Below are 15811 nucleotides of genomic sequence, written 5' to 3'. Positions count from 1 at the left end.
CCACCATATTGCAGCACAGCAATCGCTCAACCGACAGCACCGCTGTCTCAGCAACCCCCGCTCGCACGGTGAGGGGAAGGAACTAATATGCCTATTGCGCTCTTTGCATTGACGATCGCGGCCTATGCGATCGGAACCACCGAATTTGTCATCGTCGGCCTGCTGCCGACGGTTGCCGACGATCTCAACATCACCCTGCCGCTTGCCGGCCTCATCGTCAGCGTCTACGCGCTCGGCGTCACCTTCGGCGCGCCGATCCTGACCGCGCTGACCGGCCGGATCGAGCGCAAACCCTTGCTCGTCGGCCTGATGGCGCTTTTCATCATCGGCAATGCCGCAGCGGCGCTGTCACCGAGCTACGAGCCTCTGCTCGTCGCCCGCGTCATCTCGGCCTTCGCCCACGGAGTGTTCTTCTCAGTAGGCGCGACCATTGCCGCCGATCTCGTGCCCGAAGATCGCCGCGCCTCGGCCATCGCCATGATGTTCATGGGCTTGACGGTCGCAATTGTCACCGGCGTGCCGCTCGGCACCTGGATCGGACAGACGTTTGGCTGGCGCGCCACTTTCTGGGCGGTGACGGGGCTTGGCGTCATCGCTCTTGCGGCCATTGCAGCACTGCTGCCGAACACGTTGACCAAGGCGCCGCCGGCACGGCTGATCGACCAGGTGCGCGTTCTCGGCTCGGGCCGGCTGCTGATCGTCTTTGCGATGACTGCGCTTGGCTATGGCGGCACCTTCGTCACCTTCACCTTCCTGGCGCCGATCCTGCAGGAAATCACCGGCTTTTCCGAAGGCGCCGTCAGCCTGATCCTGGTGCTCTACGGCGTCGCGATCGCGATCGGCAACATTGCCGGCGGCAAGATCGCCAACCGCGATCCGGTGAAGGCGTTGGCCGGCCTGTTCGTTGCTCAAGCCGTGGTCCTGGTGCTCTTCACATTCACGGCCACCTCGCAAGCCCTGACGCTGGTGACGCTGGCGAGCCTCGGCTTCCTGTCTTTCGCGACCGTGCCTGGCCTGCAGCTCTATGTCGTGCAGCTTGCCAAGCAGCATCGCCCTGGGGCCGTCGACGTCGCCTCGGCGCTCAACATTGCCGCCTTCAACCTCGGCATTGCAATCGGCGCCTGGCTCGGTGGCGTCATCGTCGCCTCGTCGCTGGGCCTCGGCATGACGCCGATGGTCGGCTCCGTTCTCGTGGTGGGCGCGTTGCTCCTGACGCTTCTGAGCGGCGCGCTCGACCGCCGCGCAGTCTCAACGCTCAAAGCGGCCTAGTTTCGGTAGGTCCGGCGTGCAATGCGCCGGACCTAGCCACCAGTCCTTACTGCGGAGAACCTCCATGTCCCTGGCAACTACATGCAAAACCGGCGCACTTGAACTCATCTGCAGACCGGAGGGTGGCCTGACGCTTGGCATCGAATTGCCACTCGACAATGACTGGTCCGCCGAGCGCGAAGAAAAGAGATTGGCAGAGGGCCGTCCCTTCGGCGTTCCTGACCTCACCAACTACCCCGATCTTGTTCGTCAAGTCGACCGCTCAGGTTTTGCCGCTGTCTGGACGCGCGATGTCCCGGTCTTCGATCCCCATAATTTCGGCGATGCCGGGTCCGTCTATGATCCTTTCGTCAATCTCGGTTTTCTTGCCGGCATTACTGAAAATGTCGCGCTTGGCACTGCGGCAATCGTCTTGCCACTGCGTCACCCGATGATGGTTGCCAAGGCCGCCGCCTCGGTCGACAAATTGTCCGGCGGCCGGCTAATCCTTGGTGTCGCGTCCGGCGATAGACCAGTGGAATACCCACTGCTCGGTTTAGACTTCGAGCAACGTGGTGAAGCGTTTCGGGACGCCGTTTCCTATATTAGGGATGCCTGGAAAGCGGACGGATTGCCACTCGGGGATGGGCGCATCGAGCCGAGCCTCGATCTACTCCCCAAACCCGTGCAAACACAAATCCCTATGATCATTGCCGGCCAGGGCCGTCAAACGCCGGAGTGGATCGCCGCAAACATGCAAGGCCGGTTCGTTTATCCTGGCGGAATCGAACGCATGGCTATGCAGTCCCGTGACTGGTTTGTCGCGAGAAAGGCTCTCGGCCTGTCTGCGGGTGCCTTCATCAGCGCCTTCCATCTCGATCTTGCCGATAATCCGGACGAGCAAGCTACCCCACGACGCTTTGGTGCCCGCATCGGCCGCAGGCGGTTCATTGATCACCTGCATGCGCTCGAGGATACCGGCGTCAACCATCTGGCTCTCTTGCTGCGTCCGGCACGCCGGCCTCTCACAGAGGTGATCGACGAGTTGGCGCGCGATGTACTTCCCGCCCTCAAGGCCAGCTTCCCCGCGGCTAAGGCTGCTTTAAAATAATCAAGGAGAAAACCAAATGCATACTGTAACCGCGAATGGCGCGATAATTCCGGCCCTTGGCTTCGGCACTTTCCGGATGTCGGGAGTTGAAGTGCTGAAAATCGTTCCGCATGCGCTCAAGGTCGGCTTTCGTCACGTCGATACTGCCCAGATTTATGGCAATGAGGCAGAGGTTGGCGATGCTATCGCGGTATCGGGCGTTGCGCGTGGCGACATCTTCCTGACCACCAAAGTGTGGGTCGAGAATTACAAATACGACGCTTTCGTCAAGTCCGTCGATGGAAGCCTGAAGAAGCTGAAGACCGAGTATGTCGACCTTCTGCTCCTCCATTGGCCGAATGAATACGTCTCGCTGTCGGAGCAGATCGGTGCCTTAAATGAGGTTCAGCAAACCGGTAAAGTGCGCCACATCGGTGTCTCCAATTTCAGCACTGCGCTGATGGCGGAATCGATCAAACTCTCGAAGACCCCGCTCGTCACCAACCAGATTGAATACCATCCCTATCTTAACCAGGACGTGGTTCTGGCGGCGGCCAAAGACGCCGGTATGTCCATGACGGGGTACTACGCCATGGCGGATGGCAAGGTCTTTTCCGATCCGTTGCTTAACGATATTGGCGCAAAGCACGGTAAATCTGTCGCACAGGTCGTCCTGCGATGGCTTATTCAACAGGAAGGCGTCGTCGCGCTTTCAAAGACGGTTGGTGAAGCACGCGTTGTTGAAAACTTTGCAGTTTTCGATTTCGCACTTTCTGTGGATGAAATGGCCGCTATTAGCGGTTTGGCAGCTTCCGATGGCAGGATTGTTTCGCCACAAGGTCTCGCGCCGGTCTGGGATAGGGCGGCATGATATCGAGGCACACTGCCTCCTGGTCCCTCCTTTTACGAGTAGCTCGAAAATGATGCGCGATGAGCGGTTGAATGCGGCCGAATGCAAATACAGGTGATAAAAAGCAGTTGGTCTGTTTCGCAACAAGCGGCGATCCCAAGGCAATCCGCAAAGGAGCTTTGGGAAGGGTAGGCTGGGCTGCCTTCTATCCCTGGCAGGAGACCTTGGTTGCTGACGGGTTCTACTCGGATGGCCCTGAGGCCAGTTAACGCAAGGGGACCGGGGAACACGGCGCAAAGATGGTTCATGGACGCCGTAAAGCTGTTCGTGGATTGCTGGAGCAAAGTTCGCTGCCCGTCGATACCGACTACGACTTGCGTAGGAACGAGCAGGCATTTCGCATTGAACCGACAGGATGTGTCGCATGGGTATCGAATGGTCCGCCGCTTTGATCATATTCGTTGTAATGGCAACGACGTTGCTAGCGCGCACGGTGCGGATTGCAGATCCCATCCTGCTCGTTGTCGCCGGCATTGGTTTGGCCTTCGTGCCCGGCTTTCCGAGCGTGGCCTTAGACCCGAGGGCATTACTCCTGGCAGTATTGCCTCCCATGCTATTCTGGCATGCATTCATTGTCACGCCGCGAGAAATCAGGGCGAATGCCTTCGCTGTTGGTTTGCTTGCTTTACCGCTCGTAGCGATAACGGTGCTGTCAGTCGCAGTGGTGTTGCATTGGGGCGTGGGGATGCCGTGGCCAGTCGCGATTGTTGCAGGCGCTATTCTCGGACCAACGGATCCGGTGGCGTTCTTGACCGTTGCGCGTCGATTGGGTGTCTCTCCAAGATTGGTGGGCCTACTCGACGGTGAAAACCTTTTGAACGACTTCACCGCGCTTGTCATCTACGGGCTCGCGCTTCAAACAGTAATGTCCGGTGTGTTCTCGATCTCCGATGCACCGATCACTTTTCTGGAAACTGCAATCGGCGGACTGATGATTGGCTTGTTCGTTGGCCACCTCATATCGATCGTCAACAAACGCGTTTCCCATCCGCTCGTCGCCCCCATTGTAACGTTGTCTGGCGCATATCTTGCGTTTTTGCCGGCCGAAGCACTGCATCTCTCCGCCATTCTTGCAGCTGGTGTTGCCGGACGTATCGCAGGGGCCAAGTCTGCGGTCGTCGATGAACCTCAGACCCGATTGGTTGGGTACGGTTTCTGGAACACCTTGATTTTCCTGTTGACCGCTATCCTCTTTGCGCTGGTGGGGCTTCATCTGCCTCTCGCGGTAAAAAACATCAACGCCGATACTGAGGTCCTGCGATTGTGCGCACTCGTCACGATAGCGGTGATAGCGACCAGGCTCCTTTTCGTTCTGGCCATAGGATTGCTTTTGCCAAACGTTGCCAAGCGAATGAGCAATGCCGGGCATCGCTGGCCTTGGGCAGAGAGCCTCGTTGCGGGCTGGTCGGGTATGCGAGGAGCTCTGTCACTGATCATGGTGCTGACCCTACCCGAAACCTTTCCACATCGCGATCTGCTGATAATCGTGACGTTCTCTGTGCTGCTGGCAACTTTGCTTATTCAGGGGCTATCTCTTCCGCTGGTCATTCGATGGCTACCGGTGGAGCGAGATACGTTGACCCACCATGAAACTGCCGTGGGTCGTCGGGCCGCACACGCCGCCGCATCGGACCAACTGCAACAAATGGAGGCTTCCGGTCACATTGAAAAAGATGACGCCGGCCTATTGCGAAGCATGTATCATTGGCGGCACTCGGCTAAGGGGAGGGCAACAAGGCCGGTCGAGCTTGCGCTTATTCAAACCGAACGGGCGGCCATATTGCGCATGCGTCGAGATGGTCAAATCAGTGATGAGGTGGTGCGTGAACTCGAAGCCGAGTTGGATATGCGTGCTGTCATGTTGAATGGCGACAGCCCATTCTCCGGCTAAAAATGGGCGCCCTGAGACTGCCCATGAATTGCTCGGTTATGGCTGTGCCGTTGTCTTCTCGTCGAGGAAAGCGCTTTGCAGCGCCTATTTCACGCGCTTTCTCGTAGAGGTGGTCGGGTAGCATTCGCTCGGTTTTCGAAATCCCTTTAGTGCGTGCCGTGAGACGCTCAGCATTAGTCTAATCCGCAGTGCAGTGCGCCACGTTCGGTGCCTTTCATCGGCGTATCGGAAGATGTCGTTTCACTTACGAACCAAAATGTAACTGTTTGCGACAAGCGTTGCCCGCGCGGCGAAGAGGCCCTCCCACAGAGCCGTTCCTCGGTCGAAATAAACTGGCACGCGCAAAGGGGCTTAACATACATGATATATGATGTATGTTTTCAACGGCCTCGCTTGCGTGGCCCGGATTTCAAAGGGAGGATATCAATGAAAATACTTCAAGTTATGCGACATCTCGCCTTCGCAGCTGCAATTGCCGCCGCAAGCGCCGCTGCGGCAGGCGAAATTCCCAATTTAGATCAGACTATTGCGCCAGCGGAGGGTGCTGTGTTGCGCCAGCCGACGCCGTCAACGAATGATAGCTTTGTAATCGGTCTCAGCAACTTCGCCCTGAACAACGACCATAGCACACAAACTATGGCGGAGGCCCGGTACGAGGCAGCGCAATTCGGTGAGATCAAGCAGTTCATCATCACCGACGCTGGTGGCAGCGTACCACAGCAAATCGCCGATATCGAGGATCTCGCCGCGCGCGGCGTCGACGCGATCATCGTGCGCGCAGGATCGGAGACGGCGCTCAATGCGGTAATCGAAAAAGTCTATGATCAGGGGATTCCTGTCATCATTTTTTCCTCCAGCGCCTCGCCAAAGCGCTATACGACAAAGATCGTGGGCGACGACAAGGAATTCGGGCGAGTCGGCGCCGAATATCTGGCACGCGATATGGGGGGCAAGGGTAAAGTCATCGCGATCCGCGGCATTGCCGGAAACTCGATCGATACCGATCGCTGGGCCGGGGCGAAAGAGGTTTTCGACACCCACCCTGAAATTGAGGTAGTCGGCGAGGGTTATGGCGAGTGGGCTTACGACCGCGGCAAGCAGGTGTGTGAGTCGCTCCTGCTTGCGCATCCCGACATCACCGGGATCTGGTCCTCTGGCGGGGCGATGACGCAGGCCTGCGCCGAGGCGATGGTAGAATACGGCCTCGACTTGGTGCCGATGTCAGGGGAAGCCGGCAATGGCTTTCTTCGTGTATGGCAGGAGATGAATCTGCAAAGCGTTGCACCGCAATACCCGACGTGGCTGGGCGCTCAGGCGGTGATCGCGTCATTACGCATTCTCAAGGGTGCCGAAACGTACGACGCCTATGTCTATCGCACCGACCCGATCACGAGGGATGAAATACCGCAATTCTATCGCCCAGAATTGAAGGACAGTTACTGGGTCGGCTCGATCCTCCCTGAGGACCAATTGAAGAGCATGTATGGAAAATAACTGAGCTGGCGTCCCACGGGTGCCGGCCAAGACGTGGACGGCACCCAAACCCAATCAAAAGAGACGATGTCTGCTCAACATACTGCGCTAGTCGTTGGCACCGGATTGCTCGGCGCAAGCATCCTGCGTGCGCTCCGGGGCGGCGGACAGCGGGTGATGGCGCTTGCACGCACTCCGACGGAACGGAGGCCGAAAGAATAGCCGCAGATCTTTCCGACGTGCAAAGGGTGGGTTCGCGGGTAAAGACCGCCGTCCACGTCTATTTTGCCACCTGGAAACCCACGGCCACTGAAACGGAGACTGTGCGATCAATGCACTCTCCATGCAGAATTTCTTCGATGCCGCCCGAGATGTTGGGCTTGGGATTGAACATGTTTCCCTGATAACAGGGGTGAAACACTATCTCGGGCCCTTCCGACTTCGGCAAGATCATGCCTGAAACGCCCTTGCAAGAGGACGGATTTCGATTGGACCTGCCGATTTTATTACGCGAGGAAGACACCCTATTCGGGATGGCCGCCCGAGGCGGATATACCTGAGCTTCCGCCGCCCCAACTCGGTCGTCGGTTTCGAGAGCCCCTTTTGATGAACATGGGTCTGACACTCGCCTGCTATGAAGCGATCTGCCGAGAAACCTGGCGCCCTTCGCTTTTCCCGGCATATCGAAACAATGGGGTATGCTGACCGAGACGAGCGATGCGAGAATTGTGGCAAAGCAGGCGATCTCGCCGCATATACGCCGGACGGGAAGGGTAGGGCCACCAATATCGGCAATGGTGACGTATTTCGCTGGCGTTTGATGGGACCGCATGTTGCAGATTATTTCGGGGTTGTCGCAACCCTACGACGTTCAACAGAAAAGCCTCCAGCGCATCATGGCTGACGCCGGCGAAATCTTGCGCGCTATGGCAGCGAAGTATGACCTAGTTGAAAGTGATATCGGCAAACTGTCGACCTGGTGGCACAGCCACCCTGATTTCGGACGCAAAGTCGAGTGTATTTCGGATATGCGCAACAGTCGGGCGCGGGGGTTCGACGTTCTCGCCCAAGGCCACACGATCGTTGGCTTTGGGCGAAATGTTCAGCTCCTTCAAAGCCGCGTAGCGCGCGAAATGCCGCCGTCGACGAGAATATCCTGCCCGGTGATGAAGGCCGCGCCGTCTGATGCAAGGAACAGGGCCGTTGCTGCGACTTCCTCGCTCGAGCCGATACGTTCGAGTAGGTGCATGTGGCCGAACTTCTTAGCTAGGTCTCCCGTGGGATCGCTGTCCAGCACTTGCTGGGTCATTCGCGTCAGGATCGCGCCAGGTGAGATCGTGTTGAAACGCACGTTTTTATCGCCGTACTCGACCGCTAGCTGTCGCGTCAGCGAGACGATGCCGCCTTTTGATGCTGCATAGGGCGACAAGCCCGCGAACGACTTCTCGTGATGTATCGAGGCGAGGCTGATCACGCTACCGCCACCTCGTGCCACCAGATGCGGAACGACGGCGGCCGAAAGTCGGAATACGCTTCCAAGGTTGACGTTGATTACGTGCATCCACTCAGATTCGCCAAAGTCAGTGATCGGGCGGGGTGGATCGGGCAATATTGCGGCGTTGTTAACCGCGACATCGACCCCGCCAAAATGATCGAGTGTTGCATCGACGACGCGACGTACCTCAACCGTTGACGAGACATCGCACGGCACAAACAATGCTTCAAACCCTGCTTCGACCAGTTCGCTGACCCGCGCCTGACCGCCTTTGGTGTCAATGTCGCATGCGACCACCCTGGCACCGGCTCGCGCGAATTCGCAGAGGATTGAGGCACCGATACCCTGGGCGGCCCCGGTCACGATGCAGACTTTTCCATCGAGCTTAATCATGGCCGTTCCCCTCCGAATTCAGCTTGAACGTTAGATGGTAGGTTTCACGAGCCCCGGGATCCAGCCACGCGTCCGGTTCAAAGGGCGCCGTGGTGACCGCCGGCATCGGTGCCGACGCCGGTTCGATACCGATCACGTTCATTCCTGGATAGCGGTTGTACCATTCGATCACATGCGAAAAGCTCGGCGATCGCATGGCAAGAGTGAACGTCAGGCCGCCAGCCAATCGCGGCTGATATACGGTTATTTCGTCCGCGCAGAACGTCCGCTCGATCGCGCGGAACTGTTCGGTCATCTCAGGGTCGAGCGGTTGGCAAATCGCAGGCATTCGGGGATCTTCCGGCAATCCACGAATGACCGTGCCGTCGTCAATCAGCGGATAGCCCAAATTAACGTGATAAAGGACGCGGTGCGGAGTACGCTTGCGACCGATGTTCTGAACATGATCGATCAGATCAATAAGTGGGCGCTCTATACCAAACGTATAGCGCCGCCGGACTTCGATCTGCTCTCCGAACATCGCAGTTTGCCGCAGTATTGCCTCGGCATAGACTAATGGTCCGTTCTCGGCATGAAGATCGACCCCGAAGCTGAGGTTGCTGCCTGGAATAAATGTCGCTCGACCGTGCAACGGGTACTTCGCCTCAGCCTTTAGAGCGTAGCCAAAATGGTTCTGCGGTCCAGTGCGCGCGGGACCGTAATGATCCCAGCCGCAGGTTATGAGGAAGCCTGAGAAAGCCCGGACGAATGCCAGACCATCCTCACTGTCTGGCGCGTGCAGAGCGGGCGCGGCAAAGCCTTGAGACCCACGCCAACCAAGTGGCACGCCGCGATAGTCCAGATCAACTAGATCGAAGCCTCGATCAACAGCAATACGGAAGTGCATCCCTGACAAAGTGCGGCCGACCAGGAACCTCGCGCCTCGCGCAGGACCGTCCTCGGCCGCCATGAGCGTAATGTCGCCCAATTGAGAGATATCCCCAATCTTGTCTAAATAGTCTTGACGCACGTTTTCCTCCTCATTTTGCAATTAATTCCGCGGCCTTCACGCGGGACGCTGCGATCAGACCGCTGGACGTACCGGAATTTTCACGTCTTCTCACATGCGCTCGCTTGCCATAGTCTGATACAGGATATATCATGTATCATGTTGCGACAACAAGGTTGGGGGGACCTGTCTATGTCAGAAACCACTGTCTCTATGAGCAGATCGGCGATCTTCACGCTTCCGCTCAGAGCATGGTCAACAATCACGGCCGTGCCGGCGATCCCAGCGCTGCTGTTATTGGCGGTCCTGGCATTTTTCGTTCAGCCTCGGATGATCTCAATCCCGTTTCTCTTAATTCTCCTGCGCCAAGCGGTGCCGCTCGGCCTTGTCGCTTTGGGCCAAAGCTTGCCCATCGTCGGGAGGTCGATCGACCTGTCGATTGGAGGTGTCGTGGCGTTGGTGAATGTGGTCCTGTCCATGTCGATGTTTGCCGGAAGTAGTCCCTGGCTCTCAATCGGAGTGCCGTTGCTGATAGGTGTCGTGGTGGGTGCCGCTAACGCGCTGTTCATCGTCTTCATTCGCGCCTCTGCCGTCGTTGTGACACTGGGAATGTCCGTTGTTCTTCTGGGCCTGAGCTTTCTGTTGAGCGGCGGCGCCCCTGGTGGTGACATAAATCCCGCAATCGAGCTCCTGGCACGGGGACGGATCGTAAACCTTCCCTATGCCGGCATCTGCCTCCTCATGCTGGCTCTCGTCTTGACCGTCGTCGTGCGCCGTTCGGTTTTCGGCCATGGGCTGACCGCGACAGGAGGTGGCTTCCAACCCGCAAGACTGGCCGGCGTCGCCGTTTTGCGCGATCTGGTTCTCGCTCATGTACTTTGCAGCTGTTTCGCCGCTTTGGCTGCGATTTTCCTGACCGGCTACATCGGGACCGGAACTCTTGGGCTTGGCGCAGATCTGGTGATGGCCTCGGTCGCGGCGGTTGTGCTTGGCGGCACGGCCTTCGGTTTTAGCGCTGGCGGAGCATTCGGCGTCCTTGTCGGCGCTTTTGCGCTAACGTTCCTTGCGAATTTGCTGACCGCAATCGGTGTCGACAAACCTTTCCAACTCGTTTTGCAGGGGGCGATCATCGCTGGCGCGGCCATGCTTTCTTCGTACCGCCAATGAGCGCGACCTGGCACACGAGGGCCGATAGCGAAACCGGCGCCGACGAACTATTGCTCGAGGCAAAAAACATACGCAAATTATTCGGCGCAACCCGGGCCCTGGACGGTGCTTCGCTTCGCCTGCGGCCGGGCACAGTCCACGCCGTACTGGGTGAGAATGGCGCCGGAAAGTCATCCTTGATGAAGATCTTCTCGGGTGTCTATACGCCGGATGGGGGAGAAATCCTGGTAAACGGTCGTGCGGTCCACTGGACTGACGCTGCGCAGGCCCGGGCGGCCGGTATCTCGACAATTTTCCAGGAGTTTATCCTACTGCCAAACCTCTCGGTCGGCGAAAATCTCTTCCTCGGCCACGAACCACGTGACCGGTTCGGACGCATTGATTACAAGAAGATACGCAGGATCAGCGTCGAGGTCCTCGGTCGCGTCGGTTTGAATGTCGACCCGGATGCACTGACAGGAACGCTGCGGGTCGCTGACCAGCAGATGGTGGAGATTGCCAAAGGCATCATGCGTGATGCCCAGATTTTCATCTTCGACGAACCGACCGCAGCCCTTGGTGAAAGTGAGGTACGGCAACTGTTTTTGCTCATTCGCTCCTTACGGGCGCAAGGCAAAGGTATCCTCTACATCTCTCACAGATTGGCCGAACTGTTCGAGATCTGTGACGAGGTCACGGTGTTCAAGGACGGGCGCTTTGCTGGACACTTCACTATTGCCGAAACCAGATCGGACCAACTGGTTACTGCAATGGTAGGGCGTTCGATGAAGGACTTCTTTCCGCCCAGGAAGCCCAATGCCGATCCCGGCGCAACAAAACTCGCTTTTCGGGGTGTCCAGCTTCCTGGTTTTGAGGGGCGGGTAGATTTTGAAATCGGCAGAAACGAGATTGTCGGTTTTGCCGGGCTTGAAGGACAGGGACAGATCCAGATCACACGCTGCCTATTTGAGGGCACGCCACCGACAGCTGGCCAAATACTGATCGACGGCAAGCCCGTCACTCATACAAGTGCCGCTGGCGCGATTAGTGCCGGTATCGGTATCATTCCTGAGGATCGCAAGGCCGAGGGACTGTTTCTTGAACTGGGCGTGAACCGCAACATCTTGGTCTCTGGCTTATCGGGACGCTTGCCTCTCGGTGTTGTTTCGAGTGATGCCGCAAAGGTCCGAGAGCTAATAAGACGCCTGAACATCAGGCTTAGCGGCCCCGATCAGCCGGTGGGAGAACTCTCCGGGGGAAACCAGCAGAAAGCGCTCCTGGCACGATGGCTCTATAGGAACGTCGAAGTGCTGATCTGCGAAGAACCGACCCGCGGCGTAGATATCGGGGCCAAGCTTGAAATTTATACGATCCTTCGCGAACTGGCTGATGGCGGCGTTCCGATTATCGTCACCTCGCGCGAGATGATGGAACTCATAGGCCTGTGTGATCGGATTATCGTGGTTAGCGATGGCACTACCGTGGCGGAACTGCCCGGGCCGACCGCAACCGAAGAACAGATCATGTCGGCGGCGCTGGCGAAAAGGGAGACCGTCAATCCATGAAGACCATGACTGCCATCGACCAGCGTCGCAGATCCGCCTGGCCGGCATATTTTCTCCTGGCCGCACTTGCTTGCGGACTCGGATTGATTTCGCCGAGCATTCTTGGCCCAACCAACCTGACCAACATACTGAGCCAGCAGACCAGCTTGTTGATCACCACCGTGGGGCAGACGATCGTCGTGATCTCGGGGGGGCTTGATCTTTCCGTGGGCTCGGTCGTCAGCATGACGACGGCAATCGTCAGCCATGACACAATCTTTGCAATTCCGTTGGCGCTTCTTGCCGCCGCCTGCGTCGGGCTGGTCAATGCAGTCGGAATTCTTCGGCTTAATATCCATCCGATTCTGATGACGCTCAGCTCGATGACTGCGGTTCAAGGCGTTGCTCTGCTGGTCCGTCCGACCCCTGGCGGTGAAGCCCCGCGCATCCTTGTCTGGTTCTCTTCCACCAATGTCGTTGGTCTGCCGATCACCATCCTTCTTGCCGGTTTGGTGCTTGTCGCAGCGGGTTATGTCATGAACCGCACCCGAGTTGGCCTTCACCTGCTGGCCACAGGCGGGTCTCCAAAGAACGCGCTGCTCGGTGGGGTCAATGCGCGACGGACTATTGCTATAGCTTACGTCGTCTCGGCTTTGCTGGCTTGTGTTGCGGGTCTGAACTTAGCCGGTCGACTTGCGAGTGGCGATCCGCTTGTCGGAGAAGCGTTTGCGATCGATTCAATCGCAGCGACGGCTCTTGGCGGCACGCAGCTGACCGGCGGACTTGGTGCCGTTGGTGGCCCGGCCGCGGGCGTGCTGTTCCTTGCGCTTCTCTCGAACGGCCTCAACTATATGAATATATCAACCTATTACCAGATGCTGATTAAGGGTGGCCTTTTAGTGGCTGCCGTCTGCGCGCATCGACGTGTGGCCCCTGGCTTGTGAGGAGAAAATCACCGGAAATCAAACTGCTGTTCGATATGCTTGGCGACGGGCATGCTTTGGGATTTGTAAACCCAACGTCTCTATCGGATCGATTCTCTTCGACGCATCGTATTATGCACTGCGGACGGCGGCGACCTGCAGGAATGGAGCGTTCCGCAGAACATCGGTTCGATGGCGATGCGCAACATGAAGGTGCGATCTTTTCTCTGGCCGACGGTTTCCACCGATCTTTGGCGGTAGCACTTCTCGTCATAGACATTATTGGAACGCAAGGCCTCCACGAAGGCCGCCACTAGGGCTAAGCACGGTTGTGCGCAGCTTTGTTGGTACCAAGGCTTCAGGCAAAAACATGCTCTTCGAGCTCCCGCAAGGAATGCAATTGCCTGACGCCGGTGGGGGCGGGCATAATGCTGTGGGGTACGAAAACTGTTTCCATTCCCGACGCTAGTCCGGCTATTGCACCACTGGTACTGTCCTCCACGACGAGACAGTTTTCCATTGCAACGCCCAGCAGGTAAGCGGCCCTTAAATAGCCTTCGGGTTCCGGCTTGCCCTTCCTTACATCATTGCGAGATATGGTGATCAGGCCGGGTCGCAGCAACCCGGCCGCGCGAAGGTTGATGTCAACGATTGCGCGATCGCTGTTTGACACCACTGCCTGATGAATACCACTCGCGTCCAACCGATGCCAGGTTTCAAGGGCCTCATCAAACGCCTTGAGCGCGGATGCAGCCTTGAAATAGTGGTGGTGCTTGCGCTTTTCCCATTCTAGCGGGTCCATGTTGAGGCCGAACCCTTCGACGATGAGCTGGTAGATCTCGTCGCTTGCGCGCCCCACAACTCTCTCCTTGAGATCTGGGGGACCCGTTAGGCCCGCCTCGGCCATCGCGAGATAGAGCGCCTCCACCGCAATGTCCTCGCTGTCCACTAGCGTGCCATCCATGTCCCACAATACCGCTTCAAGCTTTCGCATGCCATTTCCCGCAATTATCCCGTGCCGCCAGGCATTTTGTTCCCGATGGGCCCCATGCCGTTTCGGGTCGGCAAGCTGACGTTTCCACTCAAAATCATCGTGAAATAAAAATCATTTTTTTTCCGGTTGCGCAATAACGAATTTCATTCTACATTTTCTGCACGAAATCAAATTCGATCGGAGGAAGCCATGAACGTGGCGAGCGCAGATGTTGCGACACGCATAGCGGTGGCGCGCATTCTGCCTGTTGTCGTGATTGATCGGGTCGAGGACGCGGTTCCGCTGGCACGGGCACTGATAGAAGGCGGCCTGCCGGTTGCCGAGATCACATTTCGCACAGAGGTGGCGGCCGAGGCCATTCGCCAGATTAGCGCCGATGCACCGGAAATGTTGGTCGGCGCGGGTACGGTGCTTACCACCGGCAACCTTGACGCCGCCCGTCAGGCTGGCGCCGCATTCATCGTCACTCCAGGTTTCAATCCTGCGATCGTTGCGGCTGCTCGAGACGCGGGCATGCCAATCGTGCCTGGCGTCAACAACCCGACTGGTATCGAGCAGGCGATGGCCGCTGGGCTTGATATCGTCAAGTTCTTTCCGGCCGAGCCAACTGGGGGTGTGGCTTTCCTCAAGGCACTCATGGGACCCTATGGTGGAATGCGTTTCGTGCCCACGGGTGGGATTGGCCCCAAGAACCTGGCTTCCTATCTCGCGCTCCCGGCCGTTCTGGCCTGCGGCGGCTCGTGGATGGTCGATCCACAACTGATTCGTCAGGGCCGGTTTGACGAGATTTCACGTTTGACCGGCGAGGCCGTGAGCCTTGCCCGGGCGGATTGAAACAAACGAAAAAATGCCCTTTGCGGGCGTAACATTGGAGGTAAAGCATGGCGAACAACACGCTGTCGGAAGGTCTTTCCCTTAAGGGAAAAACCTGCATCGTCACCGGCGCAGCATCGGGGATCGGCGAAGCCGTGGCCCGTATCTATGCACATAATGGGGCAAATGTCGCGATGATCGATTTCGATCGCGAGCGTCTTGAGCGGATCTCTGCCGAGATCGCGGCCGATGGCGGAACAGTGCTGCCGATTTTCGCCGATGTTTGCGAAGAGGCCGCCGTAAGAGCTTTCTTCGAGCAGGTGAACGACCAATTCGGTTCTATTGACGTAGTGGTGAATTCTGCTGGACGCGACAGTCTTGCTCCGCCGGTTACTCGCGTAACGCTAGAAGAGTGGAACAAGACCATCGGCCCGAATCTTACCGCGGTATTCCTGTGCTGCCGCGAAGCTTTCCTCTACATGGAAAAGCAGGCCGAAGGCGGCCGCATCATCAATATGGGTTCCTCTTCGACCCGTGTCGCCTCAGGCCCGGGCCACAGCCCGTATCGCGCCTCCAAGCACGGCATGCTTGGGTTCTCCAAAAATATCCTGCTCGAAGGCAAGGATAAGAAGATCGGCGTGACGGTTCTCAACCCCAGCCATGTCAAAACCCCGATGACGGAAATCATCGATCAGGGCCTTTATGACGGAAATCTCGAGGCCTATGTCGAGGGCTGGCTGGATGAGAAGGAAATGAAGGAAGGTATCCATGCCTCCTGCATCGACGTTGACAATGTTGCTTGGCTCGCGCTCTACGTAGCCACGCGCACGCCTGATGTGACCATTCCGACGATTTCCCTCTACCCGACCCACAAGGCACACCGCTACGGGATGGAGGTGTAAC

Annotated in this window: 13 protein-coding genes; 10 read left to right on the top strand and 3 right to left on the bottom strand. The window is 57.7% G+C overall.

Annotation, left to right across the window (positions count from 1 at the left end):
- Positions 1 to 87 precede the first annotated feature (87 nt).
- The 5 genes from BLU15_RS25015 to BLU15_RS24995 all read left to right on the top strand — a co-directional run bounded on the left by BLU15_RS25015 (position 88) and on the right by BLU15_RS24995 (position 6633).
- Entirely contained in the window at positions 88 to 1269 is a 1182-nt protein-coding gene (locus BLU15_RS25015; RefSeq protein ID WP_090299027.1) for an MFS transporter, read from the top strand.
- Between the two features lie 64 nt (positions 1270 to 1333).
- The gene (locus tag BLU15_RS25010; protein ID WP_090299023.1) at positions 1334 to 2359 is read left to right on the top strand and encodes an LLM class oxidoreductase; all 1026 of its coding nucleotides are present in this window, start codon (positions 1334 to 1336) and stop codon (positions 2357 to 2359) included.
- 16 nt (positions 2360 to 2375) lie between these two features.
- Positions 2376 to 3209, top strand: a complete 834-nt coding sequence (locus BLU15_RS25005; RefSeq protein WP_090299022.1) for an aldo/keto reductase — start codon at positions 2376 to 2378, stop codon at positions 3207 to 3209.
- Positions 3210 to 3612: 403 nt separating this feature from the next.
- Positions 3613 to 5139, top strand: coding sequence for a Na+/H+ antiporter (locus BLU15_RS25000; protein ID WP_176960348.1), 1527 nt, complete (start codon positions 3613 to 3615; stop codon positions 5137 to 5139).
- Positions 5140 to 5565: 426 nt separating this feature from the next.
- Positions 5566 to 6633, top strand: coding sequence for an ABC transporter substrate-binding protein (locus tag BLU15_RS24995; RefSeq protein ID WP_176960347.1), 1068 nt, complete (start codon positions 5566 to 5568; stop codon positions 6631 to 6633).
- Between the two features lie 1090 nt (positions 6634 to 7723).
- Here BLU15_RS24995 and BLU15_RS24990 read toward each other — a convergent pair.
- Together BLU15_RS24990 and BLU15_RS24985 are read right to left on the bottom strand one after the other, a co-directional pair.
- The gene (locus BLU15_RS24990) at positions 7724 to 8500 is read right to left on the bottom strand and encodes an SDR family NAD(P)-dependent oxidoreductase (RefSeq protein ID WP_090299015.1); all 777 of its coding nucleotides are present in this window, start codon (positions 8498 to 8500) and stop codon (positions 7724 to 7726) included.
- Positions 8493 to 9509, bottom strand: coding sequence for a DUF4432 family protein (locus BLU15_RS24985; protein ID WP_090299012.1), 1017 nt, complete (start codon positions 9507 to 9509; stop codon positions 8493 to 8495). Before BLU15_RS24985 ends, BLU15_RS24990 begins: the two co-directional genes overlap by 8 nt.
- Positions 9510 to 9680: 171 nt before the next feature.
- Between BLU15_RS24985 and BLU15_RS24980 the strand changes: the two genes are divergently transcribed.
- From BLU15_RS24980 to BLU15_RS24970, 3 genes are read left to right on the top strand one after another with little or no spacing between them, the layout of a single operon-like run.
- Complete coding sequence (locus BLU15_RS24980) at positions 9681 to 10655, top strand: ABC transporter permease (protein ID WP_176960346.1); 975 nt, start codon at positions 9681 to 9683, stop codon at positions 10653 to 10655.
- Positions 10652 to 12199 carry a sugar ABC transporter ATP-binding protein gene (locus tag BLU15_RS24975; RefSeq protein WP_090299007.1) on the top strand — a complete coding sequence of 516 codons (1548 nt, stop codon included), beginning with the start codon at positions 10652 to 10654 and terminating at the stop codon, positions 12197 to 12199. Before BLU15_RS24980 ends, BLU15_RS24975 begins: the two co-directional genes overlap by 4 nt.
- Entirely contained in the window at positions 12196 to 13122 is a 927-nt protein-coding gene (locus tag BLU15_RS24970) for an ABC transporter permease (RefSeq protein ID WP_090299006.1), read from the top strand. Before BLU15_RS24975 ends, BLU15_RS24970 begins: the two co-directional genes overlap by 4 nt.
- A gap of 337 nt (positions 13123 to 13459) precedes the next feature.
- Here BLU15_RS24970 and BLU15_RS24965 read toward each other — a convergent pair whose 3' ends face one another.
- Positions 13460 to 14095 (bottom strand): HAD family hydrolase, encoded by a 636-nt coding sequence (locus tag BLU15_RS24965; protein WP_090299003.1) that lies wholly within the window; start codon positions 14093 to 14095, stop codon positions 13460 to 13462.
- 189 nt (positions 14096 to 14284) lie between these two features.
- Here BLU15_RS24965 and BLU15_RS24960 point away from each other — a divergent pair, with 189 nt between their 5' ends.
- Together BLU15_RS24960 and BLU15_RS24955 are read left to right on the top strand one after the other, a co-directional pair.
- Positions 14285 to 14929, top strand: a complete 645-nt coding sequence (locus BLU15_RS24960) for a bifunctional 4-hydroxy-2-oxoglutarate aldolase/2-dehydro-3-deoxy-phosphogluconate aldolase (protein ID WP_090299000.1) — start codon at positions 14285 to 14287, stop codon at positions 14927 to 14929.
- Positions 14930 to 14976: 47 nt separating this feature from the next.
- Positions 14977 to 15810 (top strand): SDR family NAD(P)-dependent oxidoreductase, encoded by an 834-nt coding sequence (locus tag BLU15_RS24955; protein ID WP_090298997.1) that lies wholly within the window; start codon positions 14977 to 14979, stop codon positions 15808 to 15810.
- The last annotated feature ends 1 nt before the right edge of the window (position 15811 follow it).

It is taken from the genome of Ensifer sp. YR511, assembly GCF_900103045.1.
Taxonomy (GTDB): Bacteria; Pseudomonadota; Alphaproteobacteria; order Rhizobiales; family Rhizobiaceae; genus Ensifer; species Ensifer adhaerens.
The sequence above is the reverse complement of the archived record's forward strand: the minus strand, read 5'-3'. Positions and strand labels throughout refer to the sequence as shown.

Excerpts from the sequence above, each read along its gene's own strand:
- BLU15_RS25015 (WP_090299027.1), top strand. The coding sequence starts at position 88 with ATGCCTATTGCGCTCTTTGCATTGACGATCGCGGCCTATGCGATCGGA.
- BLU15_RS25010 (WP_090299023.1), top strand. The coding sequence starts at position 1,334 with ATGTCCCTGGCAACTACATGCAAAACCGGCGCACTTGAACTCATCTGC.
- BLU15_RS25005 (WP_090299022.1), top strand. The coding sequence starts at position 2,376 with ATGCATACTGTAACCGCGAATGGCGCGATAATTCCGGCCCTTGGCTTC.
- BLU15_RS25000 (WP_176960348.1), top strand. The coding sequence starts at position 3,613 with ATGGGTATCGAATGGTCCGCCGCTTTGATCATATTCGTTGTAATGGCA.
- BLU15_RS24995 (WP_176960347.1), top strand. The coding sequence starts at position 5,566 with ATGAAAATACTTCAAGTTATGCGACATCTCGCCTTCGCAGCTGCAATT.
- BLU15_RS24990 (WP_090299015.1), bottom strand. The coding sequence starts at position 8,500 with ATGATTAAGCTCGATGGAAAAGTCTGCATCGTGACCGGGGCCGCCCAG.
- BLU15_RS24980 (WP_176960346.1), top strand. The coding sequence starts at position 9,681 with ATGTCAGAAACCACTGTCTCTATGAGCAGATCGGCGATCTTCACGCTT.
- BLU15_RS24975 (WP_090299007.1), top strand. The coding sequence starts at position 10,652 with ATGAGCGCGACCTGGCACACGAGGGCCGATAGCGAAACCGGCGCCGAC.
- BLU15_RS24970 (WP_090299006.1), top strand. The coding sequence starts at position 12,196 with ATGAAGACCATGACTGCCATCGACCAGCGTCGCAGATCCGCCTGGCCG.
- BLU15_RS24965 (WP_090299003.1), bottom strand. The coding sequence starts at position 14,095 with ATGCGAAAGCTTGAAGCGGTATTGTGGGACATGGATGGCACGCTAGTG.
- BLU15_RS24960 (WP_090299000.1), top strand. The coding sequence starts at position 14,285 with ATGAACGTGGCGAGCGCAGATGTTGCGACACGCATAGCGGTGGCGCGC.
- BLU15_RS24955 (WP_090298997.1), top strand. The coding sequence starts at position 14,977 with ATGGCGAACAACACGCTGTCGGAAGGTCTTTCCCTTAAGGGAAAAACC.